We start from the raw sequence: 23,934 nt of genomic DNA on the forward strand, positions 1-23,934 counted from the left end.
ATGCGCGGAGGACGATGTCGGGATGGCGCGCTTCCTGCTGTCGGCGATGCCGTTCACCGGGCACGTGACCCCGCTGCGGGCGATCGCGCACGCGCTCGTGGGGCGCGGGCACGACGTGCGGTTCTACACCGGCTCGGCCTTCCGGTCCGCGGTGGCGGCATCCGGCGCGGTCCTCGTGCCATGGCGCAGCGCTCCGGACTTCGACGAGAACGATCTGCGCGCGTCGTTCCCGCGACTGGAGGGCAGGAAGGGCATCAGGCAGGTCTTCGTGAACCTCGAGGACGTCATGATCGGCACGGCCCCCGCGCAGGTGGAGGATCTGCAGGCGGAGTGGGACCGGGAGCCGTGGGATGTCGTCGTCGCAGACGAGACCTCGGTCGGCGTCGCGCTCTTCGCGGAGCGGACCGGATGCCCCTGGGCCACGGTCGCCGTGCTGCCGCTGAGCCTGCCGAGCCGGCAGGGCGCCCCCAGCGGCCTGGGCGTCGCGCCGGGGCGCAATCCCCTCACGCGCGCGAGGGATGCCGCCCTCCGCGCAGTCGCGCCGCTGCTGATGCGTCCCCTCGCCGCACCGCTCGCCCGCGCGCGCGACGCCGTAGGCCTGCCGGCGGACGCGACGCCGTTCGCGGCAGCGGCGTACTCGCCCGAGCGCATCCTCGCCAGCGGCGCGCCACTGCTCGACTTCGCCCGCGCGCGGCCCGGCCACTTGGACTTCGTGGGACTGCTCGCGGCGCCGGCATCCGATCCCGGCCCGCTGCCGGGCTGGTGGGGCGACCTCGACGGTCGCACGGTGGTGCACGTGACACAGGGGACGCAGAACATCGATCCGGCCGACCTCATCCGGCCGGCGCTGGAGGCGCTCGCGCACCGCAACCTGCTCATCGTGGTGTCGACCGGGGTGCGCGGACGCGACAGGCTGCCGTTCCCGGTGCCGGGGAACGCCCGGGTCGCGGGATTCCTCCCCTACGACCGGCTGCTCCCGCGCACCGACGTCGTGATCACGAACGGCGGATGGGGCGGCACCCTTACCGCGCTCAGCCACGGCGTCCCGCTCGTGGTCGCGGGCGGCGATCTCGACAAGCCGGAGGTTGCCGCCCGCGTCGCATGGACGGGAGCAGGCGTCGATCTGCGCACCGGCACGCCGACCGCCGGGCAGATCGCGCGTGCCTACGAGCGCGTCACGACCGACCCCGCGGTGAGGGATGCCGCAAGCCGCGTGGGCGCACAGCTGCGGTCGCTCGGCGGAGCCGCCGGAGCCGCTCGGCTGCTCGAGGCCTTCACGCTGCGCGGCTGACCGCCCCTGCGGCCGGCGCGCCCCTCGCCGTCAGCGGCGCCCGCTGTCGAAGAGGGGATCGCCCGGCCGCGCCTCGTCGAACGGCGCGTCGATGTCGGCGCGCTCGAGCAGCTCGGCGAGCCGTGCGCGACGGGAGCGGGTCACGAGGGTGACGACGAGGCCGCTGCGCCCGGCGCGGCCGGTGCGGCCGGCGCGGTGCAGGTACGTCTTGTACTCGTCCGGCGGATCGGCCTGCACCACGAGGTCGATGTCGTCGACGTGGATGCCGCGGGCCGCGACATCCGTCGCCACCAGCACGTCGATGCGCCCCGACGTGAGCTTCTCGAGGTTTCGGGTGCGCCGAGCCTGATCGAGATCGCCGTGCAGCGCGAGGGCCCGGATGCCGGCCTCGTCGAGCTGCGCCGCGACCATCTCGGCGTACGCGCGGGTGCGCGTGAACACGAGCGCCTTCCCGGCCGCGCCGACGAGCGACCGCAGGATCTCGGGCTTGTCGCGGTGGTCGATCACGAGCACGCGATGGTCGATGGTGCCGGAGCGCTGCGTCTCGCCCGCCACCTCGAACACGGCGGCCTCGGCGAGGAACTCGCGCACGAGCGTCTGCACCTGTCCGTCCAGCGTCGCCGAGAACAGCAGCCGCTGCGCCTCCCGCGGCGTGCGGCGCATCAGGCGCTGCACCGGCTCGAGGAAGCCCAGTTCGCACATGTGATCGGCTTCGTCGAGCACGGCGACGCGCACCTGCGACAGGTCGAGGGCGCGGGACTCGACGAGGTCCTCGATACGGCCGGGCGTGCCGATGACGATGTCGATGCCCTTCTTGAGCGCGCCGAGCTGCCGCGCCTTGGGCACGCCGCCGTAGATCTGCGTCGTGAAGAGGCCGACGCTGCGCGCGATCGGCTGGATCGTGGCATCGATCTGCAGCGCCAGCTCCCTCGTCGGCGCGAGGACCAGCGCGCGCGGCGGCCGGCCGAAGTCGCGCTTCTGCCCGGCCTGCGAGCGCAGCACGCTCTCGACGAGCGGCGCACCGAAGGCGATGGTCTTGCCCGAGCCGGTGCGCCCGCGCGCGAGCACGTCCCGGCCGTCCAGGATCGCGGGGATCGTCGCGGCCTGGATGGGGAACGGATGCCGCGCCCCGAGCTCGCCGATGGCCTTGACGATGTTCTGCCCCAGGCCGAGGTCGGCGAACGTGGCGCCTTCGACCTCGGTGGGCGAGACCGCCGCGGCGTCGAGCCGCTCGTGCACCACGTCCTGGCGGGTCGTCCGATCGGCGCGACCGGCGTCCCGGCGCGGCGCGGCATCGCGGCCGGGGCGCGCATCGCGGCCGGCGCGCGTGTCACGGCCGGGGCGCGGGTCGCGGCCGGCTGCGGCATCCCGTCGCGGCTCTGCGGGGCGCGCTCGCTCATCGCGGGAGTGGCTCCGGATGGAGCGCGCCTCGTCGCGCCCCGCCCGCTCCTGCTCCGTCCAGCGACGCTTCGCGGGCGCCGGCCCGGCGTCGTCGCGGTGGCCGCGGTGCCCCGGGCTGCGGCTGCCGGGCTTCCCCGTCGACGATTCACCGGGACGCCGCTTCGCGTCGTCGCCGTCACGCGATCCGCCGGCGCGGTACTTCGGGTTGTAGCGCGGGTCGAAGTTCTTGGCCGCACGCCCCCCGCCGGGCTTCTTGTTCTTGGGCATCCGGTTCCTTACTGTGCGGTTTCGGCGGGCACCCGCAGCGCCGTCGGCGCGGGGTGGGCGGGGTGCGCCCAGCGTACTCGCGGCCGTCCGGCGACCCCTCCGATACCGCCTTCCGGGGGATCGGCGCAAGTTCTGGTCAGCGCTTGCCGGGCTCGGCAGGTTAGTGTTACCACAGGCGGCTTGCCGCTCAACAGCCTGGGAGGGCTGTTCCTGGGGAGTAGTCGTCGTATACCGATGGGCCCCGGACCGGGGATTCTATGGGGGGACGACCGGCACCGGGCTCACGCACCGAACCGATCGTGAGTCTCGAATGTCTCCCACGACCCTTTGCGATGCACCAAGTGCCCCACCGGACCAGGACGGCGCCGTGATGTCGGCGGCCACCGCCACTCTCTCACATGTCGCGGCGGACACGGCGCCGGTGCAGGCGACGCGGCGTGACATCGTCGTGCCCGCCGTCAGCACGACGACCCGCCGGACGAGCGCCACGCCGTCGATCGTCTCGACGACCGCGCCGGCCGCGCTGCGGAGCGCGCGCCCGGCCGCAGAGACCGCGCTCATCGCGCACCGCGTCGGCAAGCTGGCCGTGCTGTCGCTCCCCGTCGGCGTGCTGGTGTCCGTTCTGACGACCAGCGACGCGACGTGGTGGCACCTCCACTTCTCGCAGCTCGGCACCCATTCCGACCTGTCGGGACGCACCTTCAACTCGATCGTGATCTTCTCGGGGTTCTTCCTCGCCGCCTACGGCGTGTTCCTCTCCCTCGCCCTGCCGGCCGGCATCGGCCGCCGCGCAGCGCGCGCGTTCCGCGGCTCGGTGGTCTCCGCGGGGCTCCACCTCACCGCCGTCGGCCTCGTGCCGATCCCGGTGAGCGCAGTGGTGCACGACGTCATCGCGAGCGGGCTCGGCCTGTCGTTCCTCGCGACGGTGGCCACGGGCCTGGCGATCCCCGGACGCAGCCGGCGATTCCGCCGGGCCACCGTCTTCTGCGTGGGCCTGCTCGCGGCCGGCATGGTCGTGCTCGCCGCGGGCTTCATCACGCTCGCGCTCTTCGAGTTCGTCGCCTTCGTCTCGATGGGCGTCTGGCTCCTCTCGCTGCCGCGCGCCCTGGCCCACCGGGTGACGCCCGCGCCGGCGGCCGAGCAGGTGAGGCCTCCGGCCGGAGCGCCCCGAGAATGGATGCCATGGCAGAACCCGTGGCCCACCCCATCACCGTCGCGATCGAACGACGCATCGACCCTTCCCGCACCGTCGAGGCCACGAGCTGGATGCAGGCCGGCACCGATCTCGCCGCGGGCTTCCCTGGCTTCCTCGGGTCGGGCTGGGTCCGCGCCGGCGAGGCCAGCGACCTCTGGTACATGCTGTACCGGTTCCGCGACATCCCGACCCTCGAGGGGTGGGAGGACTCCCCGCAGCGCTCATGGTGGCTCGACTCCGGCCGTGCCTTCGCGAGCGAGGTCAGGGTCGAGCGCCGCACCGGCATCGAGGGGTGGTTCGACGCTCCGTTCGCCACGCACGTCGAGCCCCGGCATCCGGATCGTCCCTCGTCACCGGCCACCGGTCCGGTGCAGCAGCCCATCCCGGCCGCTCCTCCGCGCTGGAAGCAGGCGGTCACGATCTGGCTCGGCTTCTTCCCCACGAACCTCCTCGCGTCGTGGCTCCTCGGCTTCGTCCCGGGCTTCACGGAGTAGCCGCTGATCCTGCGCGTGCTACTGGCGACGCTGCTGCTGACGCCGGTGATGACGTACGCGGTGCTCCCGTGGGTGACACGGATGCTGCGCCCCTGGCTGCAGCGGGGCGCCTGAGGCCCCCGGCTCAGCGATTGCTCGCCGAGCAGGTCGCCTGCTCGGCCGTCGACCCGGTGATGTTCTCGGAGAGGACGACGGGCTCCTCGACCGGGTCGGGCGCGCTCGTGACGCCGGTGCTGGGGCTCGGCGACGGGTCGGTCGTCTCGGGCGGGGCGACCTCGATCACGCCGCCGTTCGACCCGGCGTCGCCTGACACCTGGAGGGGCCGGTTGGCCGCCAGGGCGTCCCACAGTCCCTGCGCCGCAGCGTGGTCGGGGACGACCCGGTTGCGATCGTAGGGGTCCTCCAGCACCGGGTACTGCACGAACACGACCTGATCCAGGGGCACGTCCTTGCCCGCGAGCGCGAGTTGCACGATGCGCAACGGGTCCGCGAGCGACTCGGTCGGCGTGATGTTGTCGGCGGCGGTGGCGGCGAGCCGGAACAGCGTGGCCGGGTTCGCGAGGACCTCCTCGCTCGTCAGCTTCCGCACCAGGCGCGACATGTACTGCTGCTGGTTGCCGATGCGCGCCAGGTCGCTCTGATCGCCCACGCCGTGCCGCGTGCGCAGGAACTGCAGCGCCTCGAAGCCCGCGATGGTCCGCGGCCCCGGCGGCCAGTCGATCCCGGTGAACGGGTCGCGCATCCCGTCGTTGCCGATGCAGACCTCGACCCCGCCGATGGCGGAGGTGATCGCCACGACGCCGCCGAAGCTGACCTTCGCGGCGAACTGGATGTTCTGCTGCGTCAGGTTCGACACGGTCTTCGTCACGCACGCGAGCCCGCCCAGGCGGTACACCGTGTTGATCTGCAGCTTGGGGATCTCGTCGGTCGTCGAGCCGTCCGCTTGTGTGCACGACGGGACGGGCGTCATGAGATCGCGCGGGAACGACACCACCGTCACCCGTCGCGGGTCGTCCGAGACGTGGACGAGCACGTTCACGTCGTTGAGCTCGTTCATCGAGTCCGGCCCGGTGCACCGCGGCCCGATCGCGGCGACGAGCTCGGGCTCGCATTCGTCCGTGCCGACGACGAGCAGGTCGAACGGCCCCTCGATGGGGCCCATCTCGGGCGGCGGCAGCGGCGTCTGGTCCTGCAGGACCACGGCGTCCTCGGCGAAGCTCGCGCTGAGGTCGTAGAGGAAGTATGCGACGACGGCTCCGCCGGCGACGAGGAGCGCCGTCGCCGTGACGCCCGCGATGGTCAGCGCCTGGCCCAGGGGGGTCGGCGAGGTCAGCGGTGCGTGACGCGCGACTGTCCGCCGCTTCGAAGCCCCCCAACGCGACAACGGGATCACCCCTTCCCCCGCGCCCTTGCGATCCTGTCATCCTCCCACCGCTGCGCGCGGGCAGGGAGAACCGTCACCGAATCTTGACGCGCCGGGCGACCCACGCGACCCGTGCCGGTCGTACCCTGACCTCGTGAGCACCGTGAACACCTCGCCGCGTGATGCCGCAGCACCCACGCCCGGTCGCCGGGCGGAATCCGAGGCCGTCTACGCCGCCCTCGGCGCGGGAGTGGTCGGCGCCGTCTACGGCTTCTTGGTCGGCATGTTCGCTCCCGATCTTCAGCTGGCCGGGCAGGCGGACTCGTTCGCCGTCTGGGCGGCGGCCGGCGCGACAGTCGTCGCCGCCGTCGCATCGACGGCCGAGTACTGGCGTGCGCGCCACCGGCCCGGACAGGAGTGGCGGCAGTCCCTGCCGTCGTGGAAGTTCATCGTGAACACGGTCTCGGTCGTGATCGTGCATGCGGCCCTCGCGTTCGTCGCCGTGTACGCGCTGTACCGCGTGCTCGCGATGGGCTTCATCGGGCTGCCGATCGTCACCTTCTGGGCCGTGGTGCTGATGTCCGTGACCCTCGGCCTCACGACCTGGGTCGTCTTCCTGTCGGTGTCGGCGATGACCACCCAGCGCATGTCGACGCTGCTGTTGGCGTTCATCGCGATCGGCACGCTCACCGCGATGGTGACGACCCCCGATCCGCGCTGGTGGACGATCCACTTCAGCCACCTCGGCACCTTCGAGGACGACCTGTCGAGCTGGGTCTTCAACGGCACCCTGATCGCGGCGGGCCTGCTCGTGACGACGTTCGCGGTCTACATCGCCAACGACATGCGCGCACTCGCGGCGGCGGGGGTCCTCGAGAACCCCCGCGCGCCGCGGACCGTGCCGGTGCTCTTCGTGATCATGGGCATCATGCTCGCGTGCGTCGGCGTGTTTCCCGTCGACGTGAATCTCGCGCTGCACAACATCTCGGCCTCGGGCATGGCGGCGATGTTCCTCGTGCTGCTGATCGGGGGCCCCAGATTCTTCCGAGGGATGCCGCGCACCTACTTCGTGGCCTCATGGGCGTTCCTGGCCGCGATGGCGGCATCGGTGATCCTCTTCATCCCGGCCATCGGGTTCTTCTCACTCACCGCCTTCGAGATCATCGTCTTCGCGCTGGTCTTCGGCTGGATCGCCGTCTTCATCCGCTTCCTCGGCGTCGCCGGTCGGCAGGACTGACGCCCTGTCGCCGGGCGCTGCGCGGCGGGACAATGTCCGCAATGGACGCGTCCGTCATGGAACTGGAGATCGGGCCCGGTTCGGAGCCGGGCTCGTACGTCACCCGTGTGCTCCACTCCGTCGGCGGGGGTGAGCCGACCGCGAGCTTCCGGCTCGACGTGGACGAGCTCCTCGACCGCCGGCCGCTGCTGGAGGCGAGCGTCCTGGCGTCGGCGGTGCCGGCCCGCCGGGTGATGGCGGACAGCGAGGCGATCGTCCAGGACGTCGGCCGCCGCCTCTTCGACGCGGCGTTCACCGGTGACGTCGCCACCGCGTACCGCACCAGCATGGCGGTCGCCTCGGAACGCGGTCTCAGCGTGCAGGTCTCGCTGCGGCTGACCGCTCCGGGACTGGCCGCGCTGCCGTGGGAGACGCTGTACGACCCCGTCACCGAGCGCTATCTGTGCCGCAAGGATCCGCTGGTGCGCAACGTTCCCTCGCCGCACGTCCCCGCTCTGCAGGTGACGCGGCCGCTCCGGGTGCTCGGCATGATCTCGTCGCCGCGGGGTCTCGTCGCCCTGGATGTGGACCTCGAGCGCTCACGGCTCGAGGAGGCGCTGCGCGCTCACCTCGAGGACGGCCGCGTCGAGCTGCACTGGCTCGACGAGGTCACGTGGGACGCGCTGCACGCGAAGCTGCTCGAATCCGCCTGGCACGTCCTCCACTTCGTCGGCCATGGGACGTACGACAGCGCGACGGATGAGGGGGTGCTGGCGTTCGTGGGACGCGACGGGCGGCCGGACTACGTCACGGCCTCCGCCCTCGCCGATCTGCTCGACGAGGCCGAGCCGACACCACCGCTGGTGGTGCTCAACTCGTGTCAGTCCGGGGCCAGCGGACCCACCGACCTGTTCTCGGGCACCGCGGCCGCTCTCGCGCGCAGCGGCATCCGTGCGGTCGCCGCGATGCAGTTCCCGATCAGCGATCCCGCGGCGCTCGCGTTCGCGCGCGGGTTCTACACGGCCCTGGCCCATGACCGCGGCGTCGACGAGGCCGTCCGCAGCGGCCGGATCGGCATCCTCGGCGGCGGACGCGGGACGCTCGAGTGGGTCACACCGGTGCTGTACCTGCGAGGCGACGGCCACCTGTTCGATCTCGTCGGCCCGGCGGCCGGCCCGCCGCCGGAGCCGCGCTCGCCCACCCCGCCTGACGACGACGCCTCCCCGACGGCCGGCTCGGGAACGGACACGCAGCGGGATGCCGTGCCCGACGCCGAATCCGCCCGCGGGGCGTCCGCCTTGCGACGATGGGCGATCGGCGGCGCCGCCGCGGCCCTCGCGATCGCCGCGGGCGCGGCGATCTACGCCGCGACGACGATGGCCGAGGGCGGCGGCGGCACCGCCGGCACCGACGAGGGCGGAACCGGGGGCTCCGCCAGCACCGCCCGCCTCGCCGTCCCGCTCGACATCGAGTGGGTCGACACGGGCCTGTACTGCCTCCTCGGCGACGAGTTCGTCATCGAGGTGACCGGGCGCGGTTGGCTCGACGAGACGGCCGAGTCGCAGATCGGGCCGGAGGGCCTCGTCGACGACGCATCCACCGACACGCGCGTCCTCGCCGAGGCGGGCACCGGCGCCGTCATCGGCACGCTCAGCACCACGCCCGAGGTCTTCGCCGTCGGCGCGGGCACCACCTACGAGTGCCCGGCGCAGGGCGACCTCATGCTCGGGATCAACGACACCGACCTGGCCGACAACAGCGGCGAGTTCGCCGCGTTCGTCACGCTCAACCAATAGGACGGACCGGACGCCGCGGCCATCCCCCGGGCGTCAGTCCGCGTCGCGACGCCACGTGAGGGTGACGGTGAAGTTCGCCTGCACCGCGGTCGACGCGATGACGGCGCCGAGGTCGGCCGACAGCTGCAGCCCGAACTCGACCCTCACCTCGGTCGGCGGATTCGGGCCGGACCGCACGGCGTCGAGGACGGCGACGGCGGCCGGCTGTGCTCGCTGCACCACGCTCTCGAACGACTCGCTCGCCCGGGTGACGACGGCCTCGGTGCGACCGCCGCCACGGAAGACGGGGCCGGGCGGGGCATCCGTCTCGGGAGCGTTCGAGGCGACGACGATGGAGCCGCCGTCGCCCAACGGGAACTCGACAAGCTGCGTGACCATGGCACCCGCGCCTCCCCCGGCGGCCGGCTCGCCTGCCGTGGTGGGAGTCTCCCGCAGGCGGCGACGCGGTGCAACGGGCAGGGCGCCGGGTCCAGCAACGGTTCCCCGAGCGGCGTTACAGTTGGGCCCAGCCGGCACGAGGAGGAGTCATGGCGAACACCGATCGGGATCTCGAGCCCGGAGGCGAGGTCGACCTCGCGATCGAGCGCGCGCTCGAGGAAGCGAACCTGCGTGCCGGTGATGCGACGAGCACGTCGACGGCCTACATCCTCGAGGACCGCGAGGTGTCCGCCGCGGAGGCGGGCGGCGCGGACGCTGACGGCGACTGAGGGCCGACCGCACGGCGACATAGGGCGACGGTTGTCAAGACCGCCGTGCGCCGGGCGTCGCGTCGTACGCTCCGAGGAGGCCCCGCCGCACCTGGGAGGTTCGCACGATCGTGGGACGAACGACTGATCCGGTCCTCCGCGACCCCTCGCCGGATGAGCAGACGCTGACGGCCGGCGACGAACGTGAGCGTCGGTCACTCATCGCGCCAGGCCTCCCCCGCGACCGGTGGTGCGCAGAGGCCCTCGCCGAGGCGGTGAGCATCCCGGACCTCGGGCGCGACATCCCGGCCACCATCGACTGGTGCGTGCGGGTCGGACGTGAGGCCCCCGCCGCGGGCGACGGACGCACGACGGAGCTGTGGGACCTCCTCGCGGCGACCGCGGCGCGCGATGTCGCAGCGGCCCGCGTCCTGGAACCCCACCTCGATGCGCTGAGCATCCTTCGGCAGGCCGGCACCGATCTCGCCTCCGACGCCGATCCGTGGCGGGTCCGGGATATCGGGGTGGATGAGTCCTCGTCGTGGGGCGTCTTCGCGGCGGAAGGGCCGGGAATGCGCGTGGACGCGGGCGAGACGTCCTCGGGGTGGCGGCTCACCGGCACCAAGCCGTGGTGCTCCCTCGCGGCGCACCTGTCCCACGCCCTGGTGACGGCCTTCGTCGGCGAGGAGCGCCGTCTGTTCACGGTCGCGCTGCGCGAGCCGGAGGTGCACCCGCACGAAGGACCTTGGGTGGCGCGCGGCCTGCCCGACATCGTCAGCGCGCCCGTCGACTTCGACGGGGCCCGCGCGGTCCCGGTCGGCGCCGCCGGCTGGTACCTCTCGCGCCCGGGTTTCGCGTGGGGCGGGATGTCGGTCGCCGCCTGCTGGTGGGGCGGTGCGCGCGGGATCGCCGACGCCGTTCGCGCGGCGGCGTCGTCGGAGCGCGCCGACCAGATCGCCCTCGTCCACCTCGGGCGAGCGGATGCCGCGCTCTGGGGCGCCCGCGCCGCGCTGCGGGAGGCAGCCGCCCTGATCGACGGCGGGTCCGTCACGGACCCCCGGCTGCTGGCCGAGCGCGTCCGCACGACCGTCGTCGGCGCCGCGACCACCGTTCTCGCCGAGGCCGATTCGGCCCTCGGCCCGGTCCCGCTGGTGTCGGATGCCGCATACGCACGCAGGGTGGCCGACCTCCACCTGTACCTCCGGCAGCACCACGGGCTGCGGGATGCCGCACGGCTGGGACGCCTCGCGATCGAGGGCGAGCGCGACTGATGGCGCCGTTCAGCCACCTCGACGACGGCACCGCCGAGTCGGTCTGGCGCGACGAGCTGGCGCGCCGCACGTTCCGTCGACTCGACGATTCGTTCGAGCAGCTCGTCGTGGTCGCCGCGCATCCCGACGACGAGACCCTCGGCGCGGGTGGGCTCCTCGCCCGCGCCGCCCGGCGGGGAGCGCGGATCGTCGTGGTGATCGCGACCGACGGCGAGGCATCCCACCCGGAATCCCCCACGCACGACCAGGCGACGCTCGCGCGCTTACGCCGCGAGGAGGTGGGCCGGGCCGTCGGGCTGCTGGCGCCCGACGCCGAGGTCACCTTCCTCGGCCTGCCGGACGGCGGCCTCGACCGGGTCGAGGGCGAACTCGGCGAGCGCCTCGGCGCCGTCCTCGACGAGGTGCCGGCCGTGGACCCGCATCGGGTGGTCGTCGCCGCTCCGTGGGCGAAGGACCGCCACCGCGACCACCGGATCGCCGCCGAGGTCACCGCGGCGATCGCCGCCCGTCGCGGATTCACGCTGCTCGGGTATCCGGTGTGGGCGTGGCACTGGGGCACACCGGCGGACGTGCCCTGGGAACGGCTGGTCGCACTCGCCCTCGACGACGGCGAGCGCCGCGCGAAGCGGCAGGCACTGGCGTCGCACACCACCCAGACGGCGCCGCTGTCCGATCTGCCCGGCGACGAGGTGCTCCTGCACGCCGGCATGCTGGAGCACTTCGACCGCGACGTCGAGCTCTTCGTGGTCGAACCGGGCGCCTTCGAGCAGCCCCAGGAGAGTCTCGACGCCCGCTGGTTCGACGACTTCTACCGGCGCAACGGCGACGACCCGTGGGGATTCGAGTCGCGGTGGTACGAGCGGCGCAAGCGGGCGGTGCTGATGGCGACGCTGCCGACCGCCCAGCTGGGCGACGTCTTCGAGATCGGCTGCTCCACCGGCATGCTCACCCGCGAGCTCGCCGACCGCGCGAGACACGTGATCGCGATGGATGCCGCGGCCGCCGCCCTCCAGACGGCCCGCGCCCGCCTCGGCGACGGTGCGCGGGTGTCGCTCCGCCGCGGTAGCGTCCCGGCGGACTGGCCGGAGGGCCGTTTCGACACGATCGTCCTGTCAGAGGTCGGCTACTACCTCTCTCCGTCGGACCTGCAGCGCACGATCGCGCTGATCGAGGGGTCGCTCGCCGACGACGGCCGGCTGGTCGCCTGTCACTGGCGTCACCCGGTCGCCGCGTATCCGCAGGCGGGCGACGACGTGCACGAGGCGCTCCATCGCGTCGCGGCGTGGGACGCGATCGTCCGCCACGAGGAGCGCGACTTCGTGCTGGAGGTCTTCGCCCGGCGTCCCGCGCGCTCGGTGGCCGAGGCCGAGGGGCTCGTATGAGCCGCCGGCAGGCCGACGTCATGGTCGTGGTCGTCCCGGTCCGCGACGAAGAGCTGCTGCTCGAGGCATCCCTGTCGGCCCTCGCCGTCGCCGTCGACCGCGGGTCGGCGGCCGGCATCAGGACCGAGGTGCGCATCGTGCTGGATCGGTGCACGGATGCCTCCGCCGACGTCGCCGCGCAGTTCGCGTTCCCCACGCTCGTCTCGACCGCCGGCCGGGTGGGCGCCGCCCGCGCCGCCGGCATCGCCCACGCGTTGAAGGCGCTCGCGGGCGTCCCGCTCGAGCGGGTGTGGATCGCCAGCACCGACGCCGATTCGCGGGTGCCCGCAGGGTGGCTCACGCACTTCCGCGAGATCTCGCGGATCGCGGACCTGTGCGTCGGCACCGTACGACCCGACTTCGATGACCTGTCGGTCGCGCAGCGCGCCCTCTGGCTGCGCACCCACACGCGCGGCCGACCCAACGGGCACGTCCACGGCGCGAACCTCGGGCTGAGCGCGCGCACCTATCTCGACGCCGGCGGGTTCGCGCCGCTCGGTGAGCACGAGGACGTGGACCTCGTCACGCGGTGCCGCAACCGCGACGCGCGTATCGTCGCCAGCGACGAGGCCGAGGTCATCACGTCCGGCCGCCTGACCGGCCGGACGCCCGGTGGGTATGCCGGGTACCTGCGCCAGCAGGCGACAGATCTCGCACGCGACGCCTCGGAATAGACGGTCGCGTCGACCGGAACCGGAACAACAGTGAAGGAGCTGTCATGGACGAATCGCCGACAGGCCCATCGGAACGGATCTCCACCACCGACTTCCGCCGGGCGAAGAAGACGGCGGATTGGCCGGTCACGCCTTTCGGTCCCGAGGCCGTCTTCACCGCCGCGTCGTTCTCACAGGCAGCGGAGCTCATCGCGCCGATCGTCGCCGCCGCCGAACGGTACGGGGTCCACCCGGACGTCGACCTGCGCCCGGAAGGGGTCGTCGTGCGCATCCCGGCAGACGACGACGGCATCCCCGCGGCGGCGATCGCGTTCGCGGCGGAGGTATCCGAGGCGGCCGCGGAGCTCCGGCTGGCCGCCGAACCCTCGCGCGTGCAATCCATCGGCGTATACGTCGCCCAGAACTCACGGGCCGACGTCCGTCCGTTCTTCCTGGCCGCGCTGGGCTACTCCGCGTGGGGCGACACGGATGCCGTCGACCCGCTGCGCCGCGGACCCCAGCTCGCCTTCAACCCGATCGCCGGCGACGTCGCGGCGCGAGGCCGCACGCACTTCGACGTCTATGTGCCCGCCGACCAGGCGCAGGCGCGAGTGGACGCCGCCCTCGCCGCCGGAGGGAGACTGGCCGACGACACCCACGCTCCGGCGTGGTGGTCGCTCGCCTCGCCCGACAACCACGGCGTGGACATCGCCGCCTGGGCTGACGCACCTCGCTGACACGACGACGCGGCGGGGGCTACGTTGGGCACAGTCGTCCCTCAAGGCTTCGGAGGCCCGACCATGAGCGTTCCCCTGACCACCGAGGCGCTTGACGCCGCCATCGCAGCGGAGTCGTTCACCGGTGTGCTCACGATCGATGAGGGAGACACCCGCACGCTCGAGCGCTGCGAGGGATTCGCGCACCGCGCGCTCGGGGTGCGCAACACGCCGAGCACCCGCATCTCGGCCGCGAGCGGAAGCAAGGGCTTCACCGCGCTCGTGATCATGCGACTCGTCGAGGACGGCATGCTCGGCCTCGCCGATCCCGTACGTCCCCTGCTCGGTGACGACCTGCCGCTGATCGACGACAGGGTCACCGTCGAGCACCTCCTCACGCACACCTCCGGTATCGGCGACTACCTCGACGAGGAGGGCGACGGAGAGATCGACGACTACATCTTCTCCCTGCCGCTGCATCTGCTCGCCGAGACGGAGGGGTTCCTCCCCGCCCTCGACGGCTTCCCGCAGAAGTTCCCGCCCGGCGAGCGCTTCTCCTACTGCAACGGCGGCTACGTGGTGCTCGCGCTTCTCGCCGAGCGCGTCAGCGGCCGCGGCTTCCACGACCTGGTCCACACGGAAGTCTGCGACCGGGCGGGGCTCACCGGCTCCGCCTTCCTCCGCTCCGACGACCTCCCGGGCGATGCCGCGCTCGGCTACCTGGACGGGGAGGGCGACCGCACCAACGTGCTGCACCTCCCGGTACGCGGCAACGGCGACGGCGGCATGTACTTCACCGCCGATGACCTGCACCGATTCTGGAACGCACTCCTGGACGGCAGGATCGTGACGCCTGACACGCTCGCCGAGATGACCCGTCCTCGCCTCGATGTGCCGTCGGAGCACAAGCGGTACGGGATGGGGCTGTGGCTGGGCCGCCGCAATTCGTCGCTGATCCTCGAAGGCTACGACGCCGGCGCGTCGTTCCGCTCCACGCACATCCCGGAGACCCGCACGACGGTGACGGTGCTGGGCAACAGCTCGGAGGGCGCCTGGCCGGTGATCTACGCCCTCGCCGATGCCATGGACGGAACCGTCCGGGGCAGGTTCCCCGACGAGAACTAGCGCGCCCGAGTCCGAACAACAGGGATCGGCTCGGGAGGTATCGGAGGCACTTCTGTACAACGTTGCAAATTTCTCTTGACCTTCACTTGCCCGGGACATCACGATGGGCGGGTAGGGAATTTACGACGTTGTAAACCGCACACGCGGAGCTTCGTCGCCGCTCCGCCGGCGGTTCATCCCTCCCGGCGGGCAAGGCTCCCGCATGACGCCATGCGGGAGGTCACACGAGAGGAAATCAAAGGTGATGTGGACAGATCAAGGGCGGGGCTCTGAGAAGCGCTCCCGTCGTGTGTGGGTGGCGATGGCCACTGCGGCCGCGTTGGGAGTGTCTACCCTCCTCACGGCGCAGCCGGCCGCCGCCGCCGAAGACCCGTGGGTCGCCGAGATCGACAACGTCGTCCCAGACGTCTACCGGTTCACGGTTCCCAACTCGGCGATTCAGCCGGCGACCGGCATCGCGGGCTCGGTGGTGGCGGTCGAAGGCAACTTCGCGCCGGGCAAGACCTGGACGACCCTGAACATGGGGTCCGGCGGAGGCAACTGGACCTCGACCATCGGCCCGCTCGAGCCGGGTCTGTACTACTACCAGTACTCGGCACGACCGTCGTGGGGTGAGGACGCCATTGCGTTCCGCAACCCCGCCAGCGCTCAGGAGGTGACGTCGAAGCCGACGTGGAACACGCTGTTCGTCGACGGCCCGGGCGCCGAGTGGCTCGCGGACGAACCCGCGGGCGGGAGTCTCGAGGAGCTCAGCTACGACAGCTCCGTCGCGGGCGCCGAGCGGTCGGCCCTCGTGTGGACGCCCCCGGGTTACGACGAGAACCGCGCGGAGCCGTACCCGGTGCTCTACCTCCTCCAGGACGAGGGTCAGAGCTATCGCGAATGGGTCGAGCTCGGGCGGCTGAAGCAGATCCTCGACAATCTGACGGTCGACGGGGACGCCGAGCCGATGGTCGTCGTGATGGGCGACGGCGAGACGGATGAGATCCGCGGTGAGGTGGTCAAGAACCTGCTCCCGGCTGCGGAGGGGGCGTTCAACATCTCGGGCGACGCCGATGACCGCGCGATCGCCGGTATCGGGCGTGGCGCCGAGCAGGCTCTCAGCCTCCTGGTCAGCGCCACGGGCGAGTTCTCGAACGTGGGCTCCTTCTCGGGTGACCTCGAGCAGAACGTGGGCAAGGGCAAGGCGCGGCAGATCAACGACGCGACCGACCTCATCCGCCTGTACGTCGGGAACGTCACCGACCCGAACTACAACCCGACGGTGGCCCTCGCCGACAAGCTCGGTGCCGCGGGCGTCGAGTTCCAGTCGGACGGCTCCGACCCCGAGACCGGCGGCACCTGGGACACCTGGCAGAAGAACCTGCACGACTTCGCGCAGCGGGTGTTCCAGGCCCCGGGCGACACCGGTCCGAGTGAAGGCCACCTCCCGCTCGAGCCGCACTCGCTCCCGGCCCCGGGCACCACTCCGACGCCGTGGATCGACGAGAACGGCGTCGTGACCTTCGAGACCGGGACGGAGTTCGCCGACGCGAACAACGTGACGGTGTGGGGCAACTTCGGCCCTGCCGGCAGCTGGCCGCGCACGCCCATGACCAAGCAGGACGACGGCCGCTGGCGCCTGACGATGCCGGTCGAGGCGGGCTCGTACTACTACAAGTTCGTGGTCGAAGGTGTCGACCACAAGGACGAGACGAACCCGACGACGGTGTTCTCCGAGCCCAACTGGAGCACGTTCCAGGTGCCCGGTGACGAGACGCTGCGCGGCGAGTACACGACCCCGGTCGCGCCCGAGCTGCGCGGCAACGTCGAGGTCATGAGCTACACGAGCACGGCGAACGGCAACCCCGAGCGCTCCGCGTACGTGTGGACGCCCCCGGGCTACGACGCCGAGCGTGAAGAGCCCTACCCGGTGTTCTACCTCCAGCACGGCGGCGGACAGACGTGGACGGACTGGATCGAGGTCGGCTTCGCCGCCCAGATCCTGGACAACCACTACGCCAAGGGCAACATCGTGCCGATGGTGGTCGTCATGGCCAACGGCAACGGCGTGAACTTCCCCAACGAGATCACGCAGCGCATCACCGTGGCAGCCGAGGCCCAGTACAACGTCAGCAGCGAGGGTGAAGACCGGGCCCTCGCGGGACTGTCGATGGGCTCCGGTGCGACTCTCACCACGCTGTGGGCGCACCCGGGTGAGTTCGCGTACATCAGCGGGATGTCGGCGTTCGGCAGCGTTCCCGCCGGCGCCGACGTCGCAGCGATCAACGAAGGCACCAAGCTGCTGCGCATCTACTCCGGTGACGTCCAGGACTTCACCTATGGAGCGACGCTGAGCCTGATCAGCAGCATGACCAACCGCGGTGTCGAGCATGAGTTCGCACCGATCATCCCCGGCCCGCACAGCTGGGACGTGTGGCAGAAGTCGTTGATCGACCTGCTGCCGCGCCTGTTCCAGGGCTGACGCCTCGGGCTCGATCGGGTGACACGACGGCCCGTGAGGGCGAGAACCGCATTCTCGCCCTCACGGGTCACCGGCTTCGCACAGCAGGCGGATCGGACTTCACGCGCAGACGCGAACCCGGCGGCCCTCGTAGCCGACGACGTCACCGAGGCGGAGCTGGCGCCCCCTGCGTCGGTCGACCTCGCCGTTCACCGTCACGGCGCCGTCGATGATCGCCTCCTTCACCTCTCCTCCGGAGTCGAGGAGCCCGGCGAACTTCAGGAACTGCCCGAGACGGATCGCCTCCCCGCCGATCGAGACGTCGTCGATGCGAGCCGGGTTGGTCATCCCCGAATCGTAGCCGCTGCTCCCGCCGGCTCTTCAACCGGGGCGGTCGCCCGGTCGGACCCGCGACTCAGCCGTCGCCGCGGGTGCGATCCCCGTCGTCTTCGCGCCGGTCCGGATCATGCGCGTCCCCGGTCTCGTTCTCGCGCTCGAGCGGCGCTGAGGTCTCCGCAGTCGCGGTGTCCGCCTCCTCGTCCGGCGCCGCGGCAGGCTCCGCGGGGACATCGTCGGATGCCTCGGCCTCGCCGGTCTCGTCCGAACTCGGCGTCGCCTCCGCCGGCGCAGCAGCCGACTCCGACACCTCGATGTCGGGACCCTGCTCGATCACCGGCACCTCGCCCTCGCCGTCGGCCCCGGCATCCCCGGGCTCACCGGCATTCGCCGGCTCAGCGGCATCCGCAGGCTCCACGTCCACCGGCTCACCGGCATCCGCGGTATCCACGTCCACCGGCTCCACGTCCACCGGCTCCACGTCCACCGGCTCGACGTTCGCCTGCGCGGGCTCCACGTCGTGTGCCGCACCGGCGGGCGCCGGCGTGGCATCCGACACCTCGATGTCGGGCCCTTCCTCGATGACGGGCACCGCGATCTCCGAGGTATCGGTCGACACCGCGCCCGCGGACTCGCGCAGACGGCGCTGGCGTCGCGTCTCGAATGCCGCCGCGGCGGCGGCAGCGGCACCGGCTCCGGCAGCGCTCTCACCCGCGGCCATCTCGGCGCTGCCATCGGCCTCGCCCGCCGCAGCGCCCGCGCCGACGAGCGCCGGCACCGCCGCGGCATCCGTGCCGCCGGCGGGACCCTCGCCGTCCGGCCCGGGACCGCCGTCACGTCCGCGGCGGCGCTCGGCCCGCCGTTCCTTCGCGCCCTCGACGAGGTTGTAGAGCGTGGGCAGCACGAGGAGCGTCAGCACCGTCGACGACACCAGGCCGCCGATCACGACGATCGCGAGCGGCTGCGAGATGAAACCGCCCTGGCCGGTGATGCCGAGGGCCATCGGAGTGAGGGCGAAGATCGTCGCGAGCGCGGTCATGAGGATCGGCCGCAGACGGCGCGAGCCGCCGGCGATCGTGGCGTCGTGGGCCGACAGCCCCTTCTCGCGGTACTGGTTGACGAGATCGACGAGCACGATCGCGTTCGTGACGACGATGCCGATGAGCATCAGCACGCCGATGAGCGATGCGACCCCGAGCGGCACACCCGTGATGATCTGCAGCAGGATGGCGCCGGTCGCCGCGAACGGCACCGAGATCAGCAGCAGCAGCGGCTGGCGCAGCGACTTGAACGTCGCGACCATCACGATGTAGACGATGAGGATCGCGGCCAGAAGCGCCAGGCCGAGCTGCGTGAAGGCGTCCTGCTGCTGCGTCACCACGCCGCCGAGGGATGCGTCGGCGGATGCCGGCAGGTCGGCGTCTTCCAGCGCGGTCGTGACCGCGGCCGAGGCGCTCGCGAGGTCGTCGGTCGACGGCGTCACCGTCACCGTCGAGGTGCGCCGGCCGCCTTCGGTCGTGATGGAGGTCGGGCCTTCGCTCTCTTCGACGGTCGCCACCTCCTCGAGGGGGATGGGTCCGGTGGCGCTCGGCACCTGGAGCTGACGCAGCTCGTCCAGCGACGCGGGCGTCTCGGACGCCGCGAGGTACACGGTCAGCGACGTGCCGTCGATCTCGACCGAGCCGATCGACTGCGGCTGCATCGTGTTCGACACCAGCGCGCCGACGGCGACCTCCGAGAGGCCCAGCTCGGCGGCCCGCTCGCGGTCCACCGTCACGGCGATGTACGGCAGCGACGCCGAGAGGTTGCTCGAGACCTGGCCGACGCCTTCGGCTGCGTCGACGGCCTCGACGACGGCATCCGTCGCCGTCTGCAGCGTGTCGGCGTCGGGCGCCGTCACATCGATCTCGATGTCGCTCGATCCGAACCCGCCGCCCGCCGTCGAGACGGTGATCTCGCCGGCGTCGTCGAGATCGGCGACCGCCGCCTGCACCTCTTCGCGCAGGGCGACCTGGTCGACACCGGGGTCGGTGGTGATCGAGTAGGTGATGCCGCTGCCGCCGCCCGAGAAGGCGTCGCGCAGCGCCGAGCCGCTGGAGCCGATCGACACCTGGACGGTCTCGACGCCCTCGATGCCGAGGAGCACCTCCTCGACCTCCTCGGCGGCCGCGCTCTCGGCCTCGAGCGAGGGCGCCGGGCCGATCTCCTGCGTCATGGTGAACGTGTTCTGGCCGGAGTCGCCCAGGAAGTTCGTCTTCATGAAGGGCGCCGCGGCGATCGTCGCGGCGAGCACGAGCAGCGCGAGTCCCAGCGTCACCCACGAGTGCTTCAGCGTCCAGCGCAGGATCGGCAGGTACGACTTCTGCAGGCGGCTGGGCGGCGCCGCAGGGTCCTCCGGGTCGATCGCGACGCCGCGCTCGTCGAGGATCGGCTTGCCGGGCTTGAGGAACCAGTACGCCAGCACCGGCACGATCGTGAGCGCGACGAACAGCGACGCGGTCATTGCGATGGTGACGGTCAGCGCGAAGGGGCGGAAGAGCTCGCCGGTGACGTCGCCGACGAAGGCGATGGGCAGGAACACCGCGACGGTCGTGATCGTCGACGCCGTGATGGCCGAGGCGACCTCGCGCACGCCGCGGAGGATCGCCCTGCGCTTGTCGGCGTCGCCGACGTAGTGGCGCTTGATGTTCTCGATGACGACGATCGAGTCGTCCACGACGCGTCCGATGGCGATCGTGAGCGCGCCGAGCGTGAGGATGTTCAGCGAGTACCCGAATGCCTGGATGCCCACGAACGTGATGAGCACGCTGGTGGGGATGGAGATCGCGGCGACGAGCGTCGAGCGCACCGACAGCAGGAAGACGAAGATCACGAGCACCGCGAAGACGAGGCCGAGCAGGCCCTCCTTCGCCAGCGTGTCGATCGACTCCTGGATGTACGGCGCCTGGTCGAAGACGACGGTGAACTGCGCACCGCCCAGCGACTCCTCGAGGTCGGGCAGGATCGCCAGCACCCCCCGCGAGACGTCGACGGTGTTGGCCGCCGGGAGCTTGGTGACGGCGATCGTGACCGCGGGCTCGCCGTTCACGCGCGAGACCGTCGTGACCGGGTCGGCCTCCTCGGCGACCGTCGCGACGTCTGCGATCGTCGTCGCCCCCGCCAGCGCCTGTTCCGGCGTCGACGGCACCAGCGGCAGCGCCGCGATCTCGTCGACCGTCGTGATCTTGGCGCCCGTCTGCACGGTGAGCGTCTCGTCGCCCTCGGTGATCTCGCCGCCGGGGAACAGCACGCCGTTCTGCTCGAGCGCGTCGCTGATCGCCTGCTGCGTGAACCCGGCGGCCGCGAGCGCCGCCTGGTCGGGCGTGATGGTGATCCGCTGGCCGACGCCGCCGACGATCTGCGCCGCGTTCACGCCCGCCACGTCCTCGAGGTCGGGGATGACGGATGCCTCCAGCTGCGACTGGATCGCCTCCTCGTCGTCGTAGCCGGTCACGGCCAGCTGGATGACGGGGAAGTCGTCGATGCTCGCCGAGATGACGTTCGGCTCGACGCTCTCGGGAAGCTGGCTCTTGATGCGGTTGATCGCCTGCGTCATCTTCTGCTCGGCGGTGGCGAGATCCGTGCCGTAGGTGAAGGACGCCTGCACGATCGAGGCGTTGGTGGTGCTGGTCGCCGTCGAGGTCTCGAGCCCCGGCACGCCCTGGATGGCGTTTTCGATCGGCACCGAGACGTCGTTGCTCACGACCTCGGGCGACGCGCCCGGGTAGGTCGACACCACGATGAGGGCGGGGAACTCGATCGAGGGGATGAGCTCCTGCTTGAGATTCGTCAGCGCCAGGCCGCCGAAGATGGCGGCGACGATCGTGATCAGCGCGATGAGCGCGCGGTTCTTGAGGCTCAGGACGGCGAGGTTGGACACAGGTGCCTTCGCTGGGTGAAGTGGTGCGACGGATGATCTCGATACGGTCCCCGTTTCGCGCGGAACCGCACTCGATCCGGCGGCAGGAGCCGGCACGATACGAAGATGTATCGGGTGTCAGTATTTCATGCAGCTCTCATGTGAGCGCCCTGAGTGCCGGTCGACGGGTCACGCCGCCGCGGAGCCGAGCAGCAGCCCGAGCCCGGCGGCGACCGCGGCGAGCGCGAGCGTGCCGAAGAGGTTGAGCGCGGCATCCCGCCACCGCCGCCGCTCGGCGAGCAGCACCGTCTCGACCGACACCGTGCTGAAGGTGGTGTACCCGCCCAGCAGCCCCGCACCGAGGGCGAGCGACAGCCCGGGCGCCACCGCCGCGCCGAGCCCCGTGAGCACGCCGAGCGCGAATGACCCCGAGACGTTGACGATCAGGATGCCGACCGGGAACCGCGCGCCCGCGGCGGGCGTGACGAGGCGGTCGACGAGGTAGCGAAGGCCCGCCCCGACGCCCCCGGCCGCGGCGACCACCAGCAGCAGGGGACTCATTCGGCGTCCTCGGGTGCCTCGATGCGGCCGGGGGCGTCGGCGATCCGGCGTCCGAGGAAGAGGCCGACGACGGCTGCCACGACGCCGGCGGTGACGGATGCCGCGGCCAGCGCCGAAGCGAGCCACGGCGTCGCCGCCCACGCGGCCGTCGCCACCGCGAATGCGCTGTAGGTCGTGAACCCGCCGAGCACGCCCGTGCCGAGGAACCCGCGGAGCAGCGGACGCCGCCCGTCGAGCCATCCGACGACGATGCCCAGGAGCAGCGAGCCGGCCGCGTTGATGCCGAGCGTCACCCACGGCACGGCGGCGGGGTCGCCGACCGGCAGGACGATCGCGGCCCGGGCCAGCACGCCGACCGCCCCGCCCGCCACGGTGACCGCGAGCACGCGGACATCGACGGGCTGGGGCATCCACTCACGCTACTTCAGCGACGTCCTCCGGCTCGGTATCGCTGCGGACCGGGCGCAGCAGCGACCGGATCGCCGACTCGGGCGTCTTGGACAGGTCCAGGAGGTTGCCCTCGCGGTAGCGGACGAAGACGCGGGGATCGATGTACGACCCGCGGGCGACCGCCGGGGTGTTGCCGAGGGCCTCCGCGGTGGCGCGCACCGCGAGCACCTCGGCGCGCTTGAGGTCGGTCTTGGTGTCGACGGTGCCGATGTGCGCGAGCGCTTCGGCGGCGAGGATCGTGCCGCGGAGCGTGCGGAAGTCCTTGGCGGTGAACTTGCCGCCGGTGAGCGACCGCACGTAGGCGTTGACCTCGGCGGGGGTGAGCGGCACGCGGCGCCCGGCGCGGTTGAACGCCAGCAGCGGTGAGCGCGGGCGCCCGGGCACGAGCAGCTCGATCGCCGCCGCCAGGTCGGCGTCGTCGATCTCGAGGTACTGCAGCTTGCCGCTCTTGCCCGGGAACGTGAGGGTGACGACGGTGCCCTCGACGGAGGCATCCCGTCGATGCAGGGTCGTGAGCCCCCGGCTGCCGTTCTGCGCGAGGTAGCGCTCGGATCCGATGCGGGGTGCGGCGTTGTCGAGCAGCCGGAAGGCGACGGCGAGCACCCGCTCGCGATCGAGGTCGTCCCGGCGGATCGAGGTGGTGACGCGTGCGCGGGCGCGGGGCAGCGCCTCGGCGAGCGCGAGAGCGCGGGCGAACTTGCCCCGGTCGCGGCCGGCCGTCCAGGCGGGGTGATAGATGTACTGCCGGCGCCCGGCGTCGTCGGTCCCCACCGCCTGGATGTGGCCGTCGTCGCGGACGCTGATCCAGACGTCCTGCCAGGCCGGCGGGATGACCAGCGCCCGGATCCGCTCCAGGTGCCGCTGCCCGGGCGTGCGGCCCTTCGCGTCGAGATACCGGAAGCCCGACCCGGCTCGCAGACGCCGGAAGCCGGGGTCGTGGAAGGGGCGCACACGCGTGAGCTTCGGCATGTGCTCAGTCTCCCTCGACCGCCGGGCCGGCCGGCGCATTGCCCGGTCGGCCCGGCGACCACATCGTCAGTGGTTCCGGATCATCTCGACGAGCTCGGACTTCTTCTTGCCCGAGTAGCCCGAGAGGCCGAGCTCCTTCGCGCGCTTGCGCAGCTCGGGCACGGTCCGGTCGTCGTAGTTCTTCGCCTGGGCGCCGCGGCGTCCGACCGTCTTGCGGCCCTGGTTGGCCGCCGCGTTCGAGATGCGCGCCGCCTTCTCCTTGGACGCTCCGTCCTTGCGGAGCTCCTCGTACAGCTCGGGATCCTTGAGGTTGGATCCGCGTCCTCGAGGCATCGCTTCCTCCTTCCCTCGCCGCATCGCTCGGATGCGGACGTGCTGGCCG

General features: G+C 71.9%; 20 protein-coding genes. 11 read left to right on the forward strand and 9 right to left on the reverse strand.

The genetic code is table 11. From position 1 onward, the window contains the following. Positions 1–22: 22 nt before the first annotated feature. Positions 23–1,291, forward strand: coding sequence for a glycosyltransferase (locus V6R91_RS01780; protein WP_336393879.1), 1,269 nt, complete (start codon positions 23–25; stop codon positions 1,289–1,291). Between the two features lie 30 nt (positions 1,292–1,321). Here V6R91_RS01780 and V6R91_RS01785 read toward each other — a convergent pair whose 3' ends face one another. After that, positions 1,322–2,959: a DEAD/DEAH box helicase gene (locus V6R91_RS01785; RefSeq protein WP_336393880.1), complete on the reverse strand. Its 1,638-nt coding sequence runs from the start codon at positions 2,957–2,959 to the stop codon at positions 1,322–1,324. A 1,182-nt stretch (positions 2,960–4,141) separates the two neighbouring features. Here V6R91_RS01785 and V6R91_RS01790 point away from each other — a divergent pair. After that, complete coding sequence (locus tag V6R91_RS01790) at positions 4,142–4,648, forward strand: antibiotic biosynthesis monooxygenase (protein WP_442928084.1); 507 nt, start codon at positions 4,142–4,144, stop codon at positions 4,646–4,648. Positions 4,649–4,772: 124 nt separating this feature from the next. Here V6R91_RS01790 and V6R91_RS01795 read toward each other — a convergent pair whose 3' ends face one another. Then, a complete protein-coding gene (locus V6R91_RS01795; protein ID WP_336393881.1) occupies positions 4,773–6,032 on the reverse strand; it encodes an LCP family protein in 1,260 nt (419 codons plus the stop codon). Positions 6,033–6,165: 133 nt separating this feature from the next. Between V6R91_RS01795 and V6R91_RS01800 the strand changes: the two genes are divergently transcribed. Both V6R91_RS01800 and V6R91_RS01805 read left to right on the forward strand, forming a co-directional pair. Further along, positions 6,166–7,248, forward strand: coding sequence for a DUF998 domain-containing protein (locus tag V6R91_RS01800; RefSeq protein WP_336393882.1), 1,083 nt, complete (start codon positions 6,166–6,168; stop codon positions 7,246–7,248). 41 nt (positions 7,249–7,289) lie between these two features. After that, positions 7,290–9,023: a CHAT domain-containing protein gene (locus tag V6R91_RS01805; protein ID WP_336393883.1), complete on the forward strand. Its 1,734-nt coding sequence runs from the start codon at positions 7,290–7,292 to the stop codon at positions 9,021–9,023. A gap of 33 nt (positions 9,024–9,056) precedes the next feature. On the opposite strand, the gene V6R91_RS01810 is transcribed toward V6R91_RS01805, so the two are convergent. Beyond that, complete coding sequence (locus V6R91_RS01810; RefSeq protein ID WP_336393884.1) at positions 9,057–9,401, reverse strand: CU044_2847 family protein; 345 nt, start codon at positions 9,399–9,401, stop codon at positions 9,057–9,059. A gap of 149 nt (positions 9,402–9,550) precedes the next feature. On the opposite strand from V6R91_RS01810, the gene V6R91_RS01815 reads away from it, so the two are divergent. The 7 genes from V6R91_RS01815 (at position 9,551) to V6R91_RS01845 (ending at position 17,359) form a co-directional block, all read left to right on the forward strand. Then, entirely contained in the window at positions 9,551–9,730 is a 180-nt protein-coding gene (locus V6R91_RS01815) for a hypothetical protein (protein WP_336393885.1), read from the forward strand. 110 nt (positions 9,731–9,840) lie between these two features. After that, entirely contained in the window at positions 9,841–10,980 is a 1,140-nt protein-coding gene (locus V6R91_RS01820; protein ID WP_336393886.1) for an acyl-CoA dehydrogenase, read from the forward strand. Continuing rightward, a complete protein-coding gene (locus V6R91_RS01825) occupies positions 10,980–12,362 on the forward strand; it encodes a bifunctional PIG-L family deacetylase/class I SAM-dependent methyltransferase (RefSeq protein ID WP_336393887.1) in 1,383 nt (460 codons plus the stop codon). The genes V6R91_RS01820 and V6R91_RS01825 overlap by 1 nt, the downstream gene beginning before the upstream one ends. Continuing rightward, positions 12,359–13,075, forward strand: coding sequence for a glycosyltransferase (locus V6R91_RS01830; RefSeq protein ID WP_336393888.1), 717 nt, complete (start codon positions 12,359–12,361; stop codon positions 13,073–13,075). Before V6R91_RS01825 ends, V6R91_RS01830 begins: the two co-directional genes overlap by 4 nt. Positions 13,076–13,119: 44 nt before the next feature. Further along, positions 13,120–13,791 carry a VOC family protein gene (locus tag V6R91_RS01835; RefSeq protein ID WP_336393889.1) on the forward strand — a complete coding sequence of 224 codons (672 nt, stop codon included), beginning with the start codon at positions 13,120–13,122 and terminating at the stop codon, positions 13,789–13,791. A gap of 63 nt (positions 13,792–13,854) precedes the next feature. Then, positions 13,855–14,895, forward strand: coding sequence for a serine hydrolase domain-containing protein (locus V6R91_RS01840; RefSeq protein WP_336393890.1), 1,041 nt, complete (start codon positions 13,855–13,857; stop codon positions 14,893–14,895). Between the two features lie 301 nt (positions 14,896–15,196). Continuing rightward, positions 15,197–17,359, forward strand: a complete 2,163-nt coding sequence (locus V6R91_RS01845; RefSeq protein ID WP_336393891.1) for an alpha/beta hydrolase-fold protein — start codon at positions 15,197–15,199, stop codon at positions 17,357–17,359. A 99-nt stretch (positions 17,360–17,458) separates the two neighbouring features. Here the strand turns inward: V6R91_RS01845 and V6R91_RS01850 are convergent, their stop codons facing one another. From V6R91_RS01850 to V6R91_RS01875, 6 genes are all read right to left on the reverse strand, one after another. Next, complete coding sequence (locus V6R91_RS01850; RefSeq protein WP_336393892.1) at positions 17,459–17,686, reverse strand: RNA-binding S4 domain-containing protein; 228 nt, start codon at positions 17,684–17,686, stop codon at positions 17,459–17,461. A 67-nt stretch (positions 17,687–17,753) separates the two neighbouring features. Next, entirely contained in the window at positions 17,754–21,593 is a 3,840-nt protein-coding gene (locus V6R91_RS01855; protein ID WP_442928085.1) for an efflux RND transporter permease subunit, read from the reverse strand. A 168-nt stretch (positions 21,594–21,761) separates the two neighbouring features. Next, positions 21,762–22,133, reverse strand: coding sequence for a fluoride efflux transporter FluC (locus V6R91_RS01860; protein ID WP_336393893.1), 372 nt, complete (start codon positions 22,131–22,133; stop codon positions 21,762–21,764). After that, a complete protein-coding gene (locus V6R91_RS01865) occupies positions 22,130–22,543 on the reverse strand; it encodes a CrcB family protein (RefSeq protein ID WP_336393894.1) in 414 nt (137 codons plus the stop codon). The genes V6R91_RS01860 and V6R91_RS01865 overlap by 4 nt, the downstream gene beginning before the upstream one ends. A 4-nt stretch (positions 22,544–22,547) precedes the next feature. Then, on the reverse strand, positions 22,548–23,552 hold the full coding sequence (locus tag V6R91_RS01870; protein ID WP_336393895.1) for a DNA topoisomerase IB: 1,005 nt from the start codon (positions 23,550–23,552) through the stop codon (positions 22,548–22,550). 66 nt (positions 23,553–23,618) lie between these two features. Next, a complete protein-coding gene (locus V6R91_RS01875; protein ID WP_336393896.1) occupies positions 23,619–23,885 on the reverse strand; it encodes a DUF7218 family protein in 267 nt (88 codons plus the stop codon). Positions 23,886–23,934 lie beyond the last annotated feature (49 nt).

This window comes from Microbacterium sp. CCNWLW41 (assembly GCF_037083505.1).

What these genes read in the sequence shown, in the direction of transcription:
- V6R91_RS01780 (WP_336393879.1), top strand. Translation starts at nt 23, where the DNA reads ATGGCGCGCTTCCTGCTGTCGGCGATGCCGTTCACCGGGCACGTGACC.
- V6R91_RS01785 (WP_336393880.1), bottom strand. Translation starts at nt 2,959, where the DNA reads ATGCCCAAGAACAAGAAGCCCGGCGGGGGGCGTGCGGCCAAGAACTTC.
- V6R91_RS01790 (WP_442928084.1), top strand. Translation starts at nt 4,142, where the DNA reads ATGGCAGAACCCGTGGCCCACCCCATCACCGTCGCGATCGAACGACGC.
- V6R91_RS01805 (WP_336393883.1), top strand. Translation starts at nt 7,290, where the DNA reads ATGGACGCGTCCGTCATGGAACTGGAGATCGGGCCCGGTTCGGAGCCG.
- V6R91_RS01810 (WP_336393884.1), bottom strand. Translation starts at nt 9,401, where the DNA reads ATGGTCACGCAGCTTGTCGAGTTCCCGTTGGGCGACGGCGGCTCCATC.
- V6R91_RS01815 (WP_336393885.1), top strand. Translation starts at nt 9,551, where the DNA reads ATGGCGAACACCGATCGGGATCTCGAGCCCGGAGGCGAGGTCGACCTC.
- V6R91_RS01825 (WP_336393887.1), top strand. Translation starts at nt 10,980, where the DNA reads ATGGCGCCGTTCAGCCACCTCGACGACGGCACCGCCGAGTCGGTCTGG.
- V6R91_RS01830 (WP_336393888.1), top strand. Translation starts at nt 12,359, where the DNA reads ATGAGCCGCCGGCAGGCCGACGTCATGGTCGTGGTCGTCCCGGTCCGC.
- V6R91_RS01835 (WP_336393889.1), top strand. Translation starts at nt 13,120, where the DNA reads ATGGACGAATCGCCGACAGGCCCATCGGAACGGATCTCCACCACCGAC.
- V6R91_RS01840 (WP_336393890.1), top strand. Translation starts at nt 13,855, where the DNA reads ATGAGCGTTCCCCTGACCACCGAGGCGCTTGACGCCGCCATCGCAGCG.
- V6R91_RS01845 (WP_336393891.1), top strand. Translation starts at nt 15,197, where the DNA reads ATGGCCACTGCGGCCGCGTTGGGAGTGTCTACCCTCCTCACGGCGCAG.
- V6R91_RS01850 (WP_336393892.1), bottom strand. Translation starts at nt 17,686, where the DNA reads ATGACCAACCCGGCTCGCATCGACGACGTCTCGATCGGCGGGGAGGCG.
- V6R91_RS01860 (WP_336393893.1), bottom strand. Translation starts at nt 22,133, where the DNA reads ATGAGTCCCCTGCTGCTGGTGGTCGCCGCGGCCGGGGGCGTCGGGGCG.
- V6R91_RS01865 (WP_336393894.1), bottom strand. Translation starts at nt 22,543, where the DNA reads ATGCCCCAGCCCGTCGATGTCCGCGTGCTCGCGGTCACCGTGGCGGGC.
- V6R91_RS01870 (WP_336393895.1), bottom strand. Translation starts at nt 23,552, where the DNA reads ATGCCGAAGCTCACGCGTGTGCGCCCCTTCCACGACCCCGGCTTCCGG.
- V6R91_RS01875 (WP_336393896.1), bottom strand. Translation starts at nt 23,885, where the DNA reads ATGCCTCGAGGACGCGGATCCAACCTCAAGGATCCCGAGCTGTACGAG.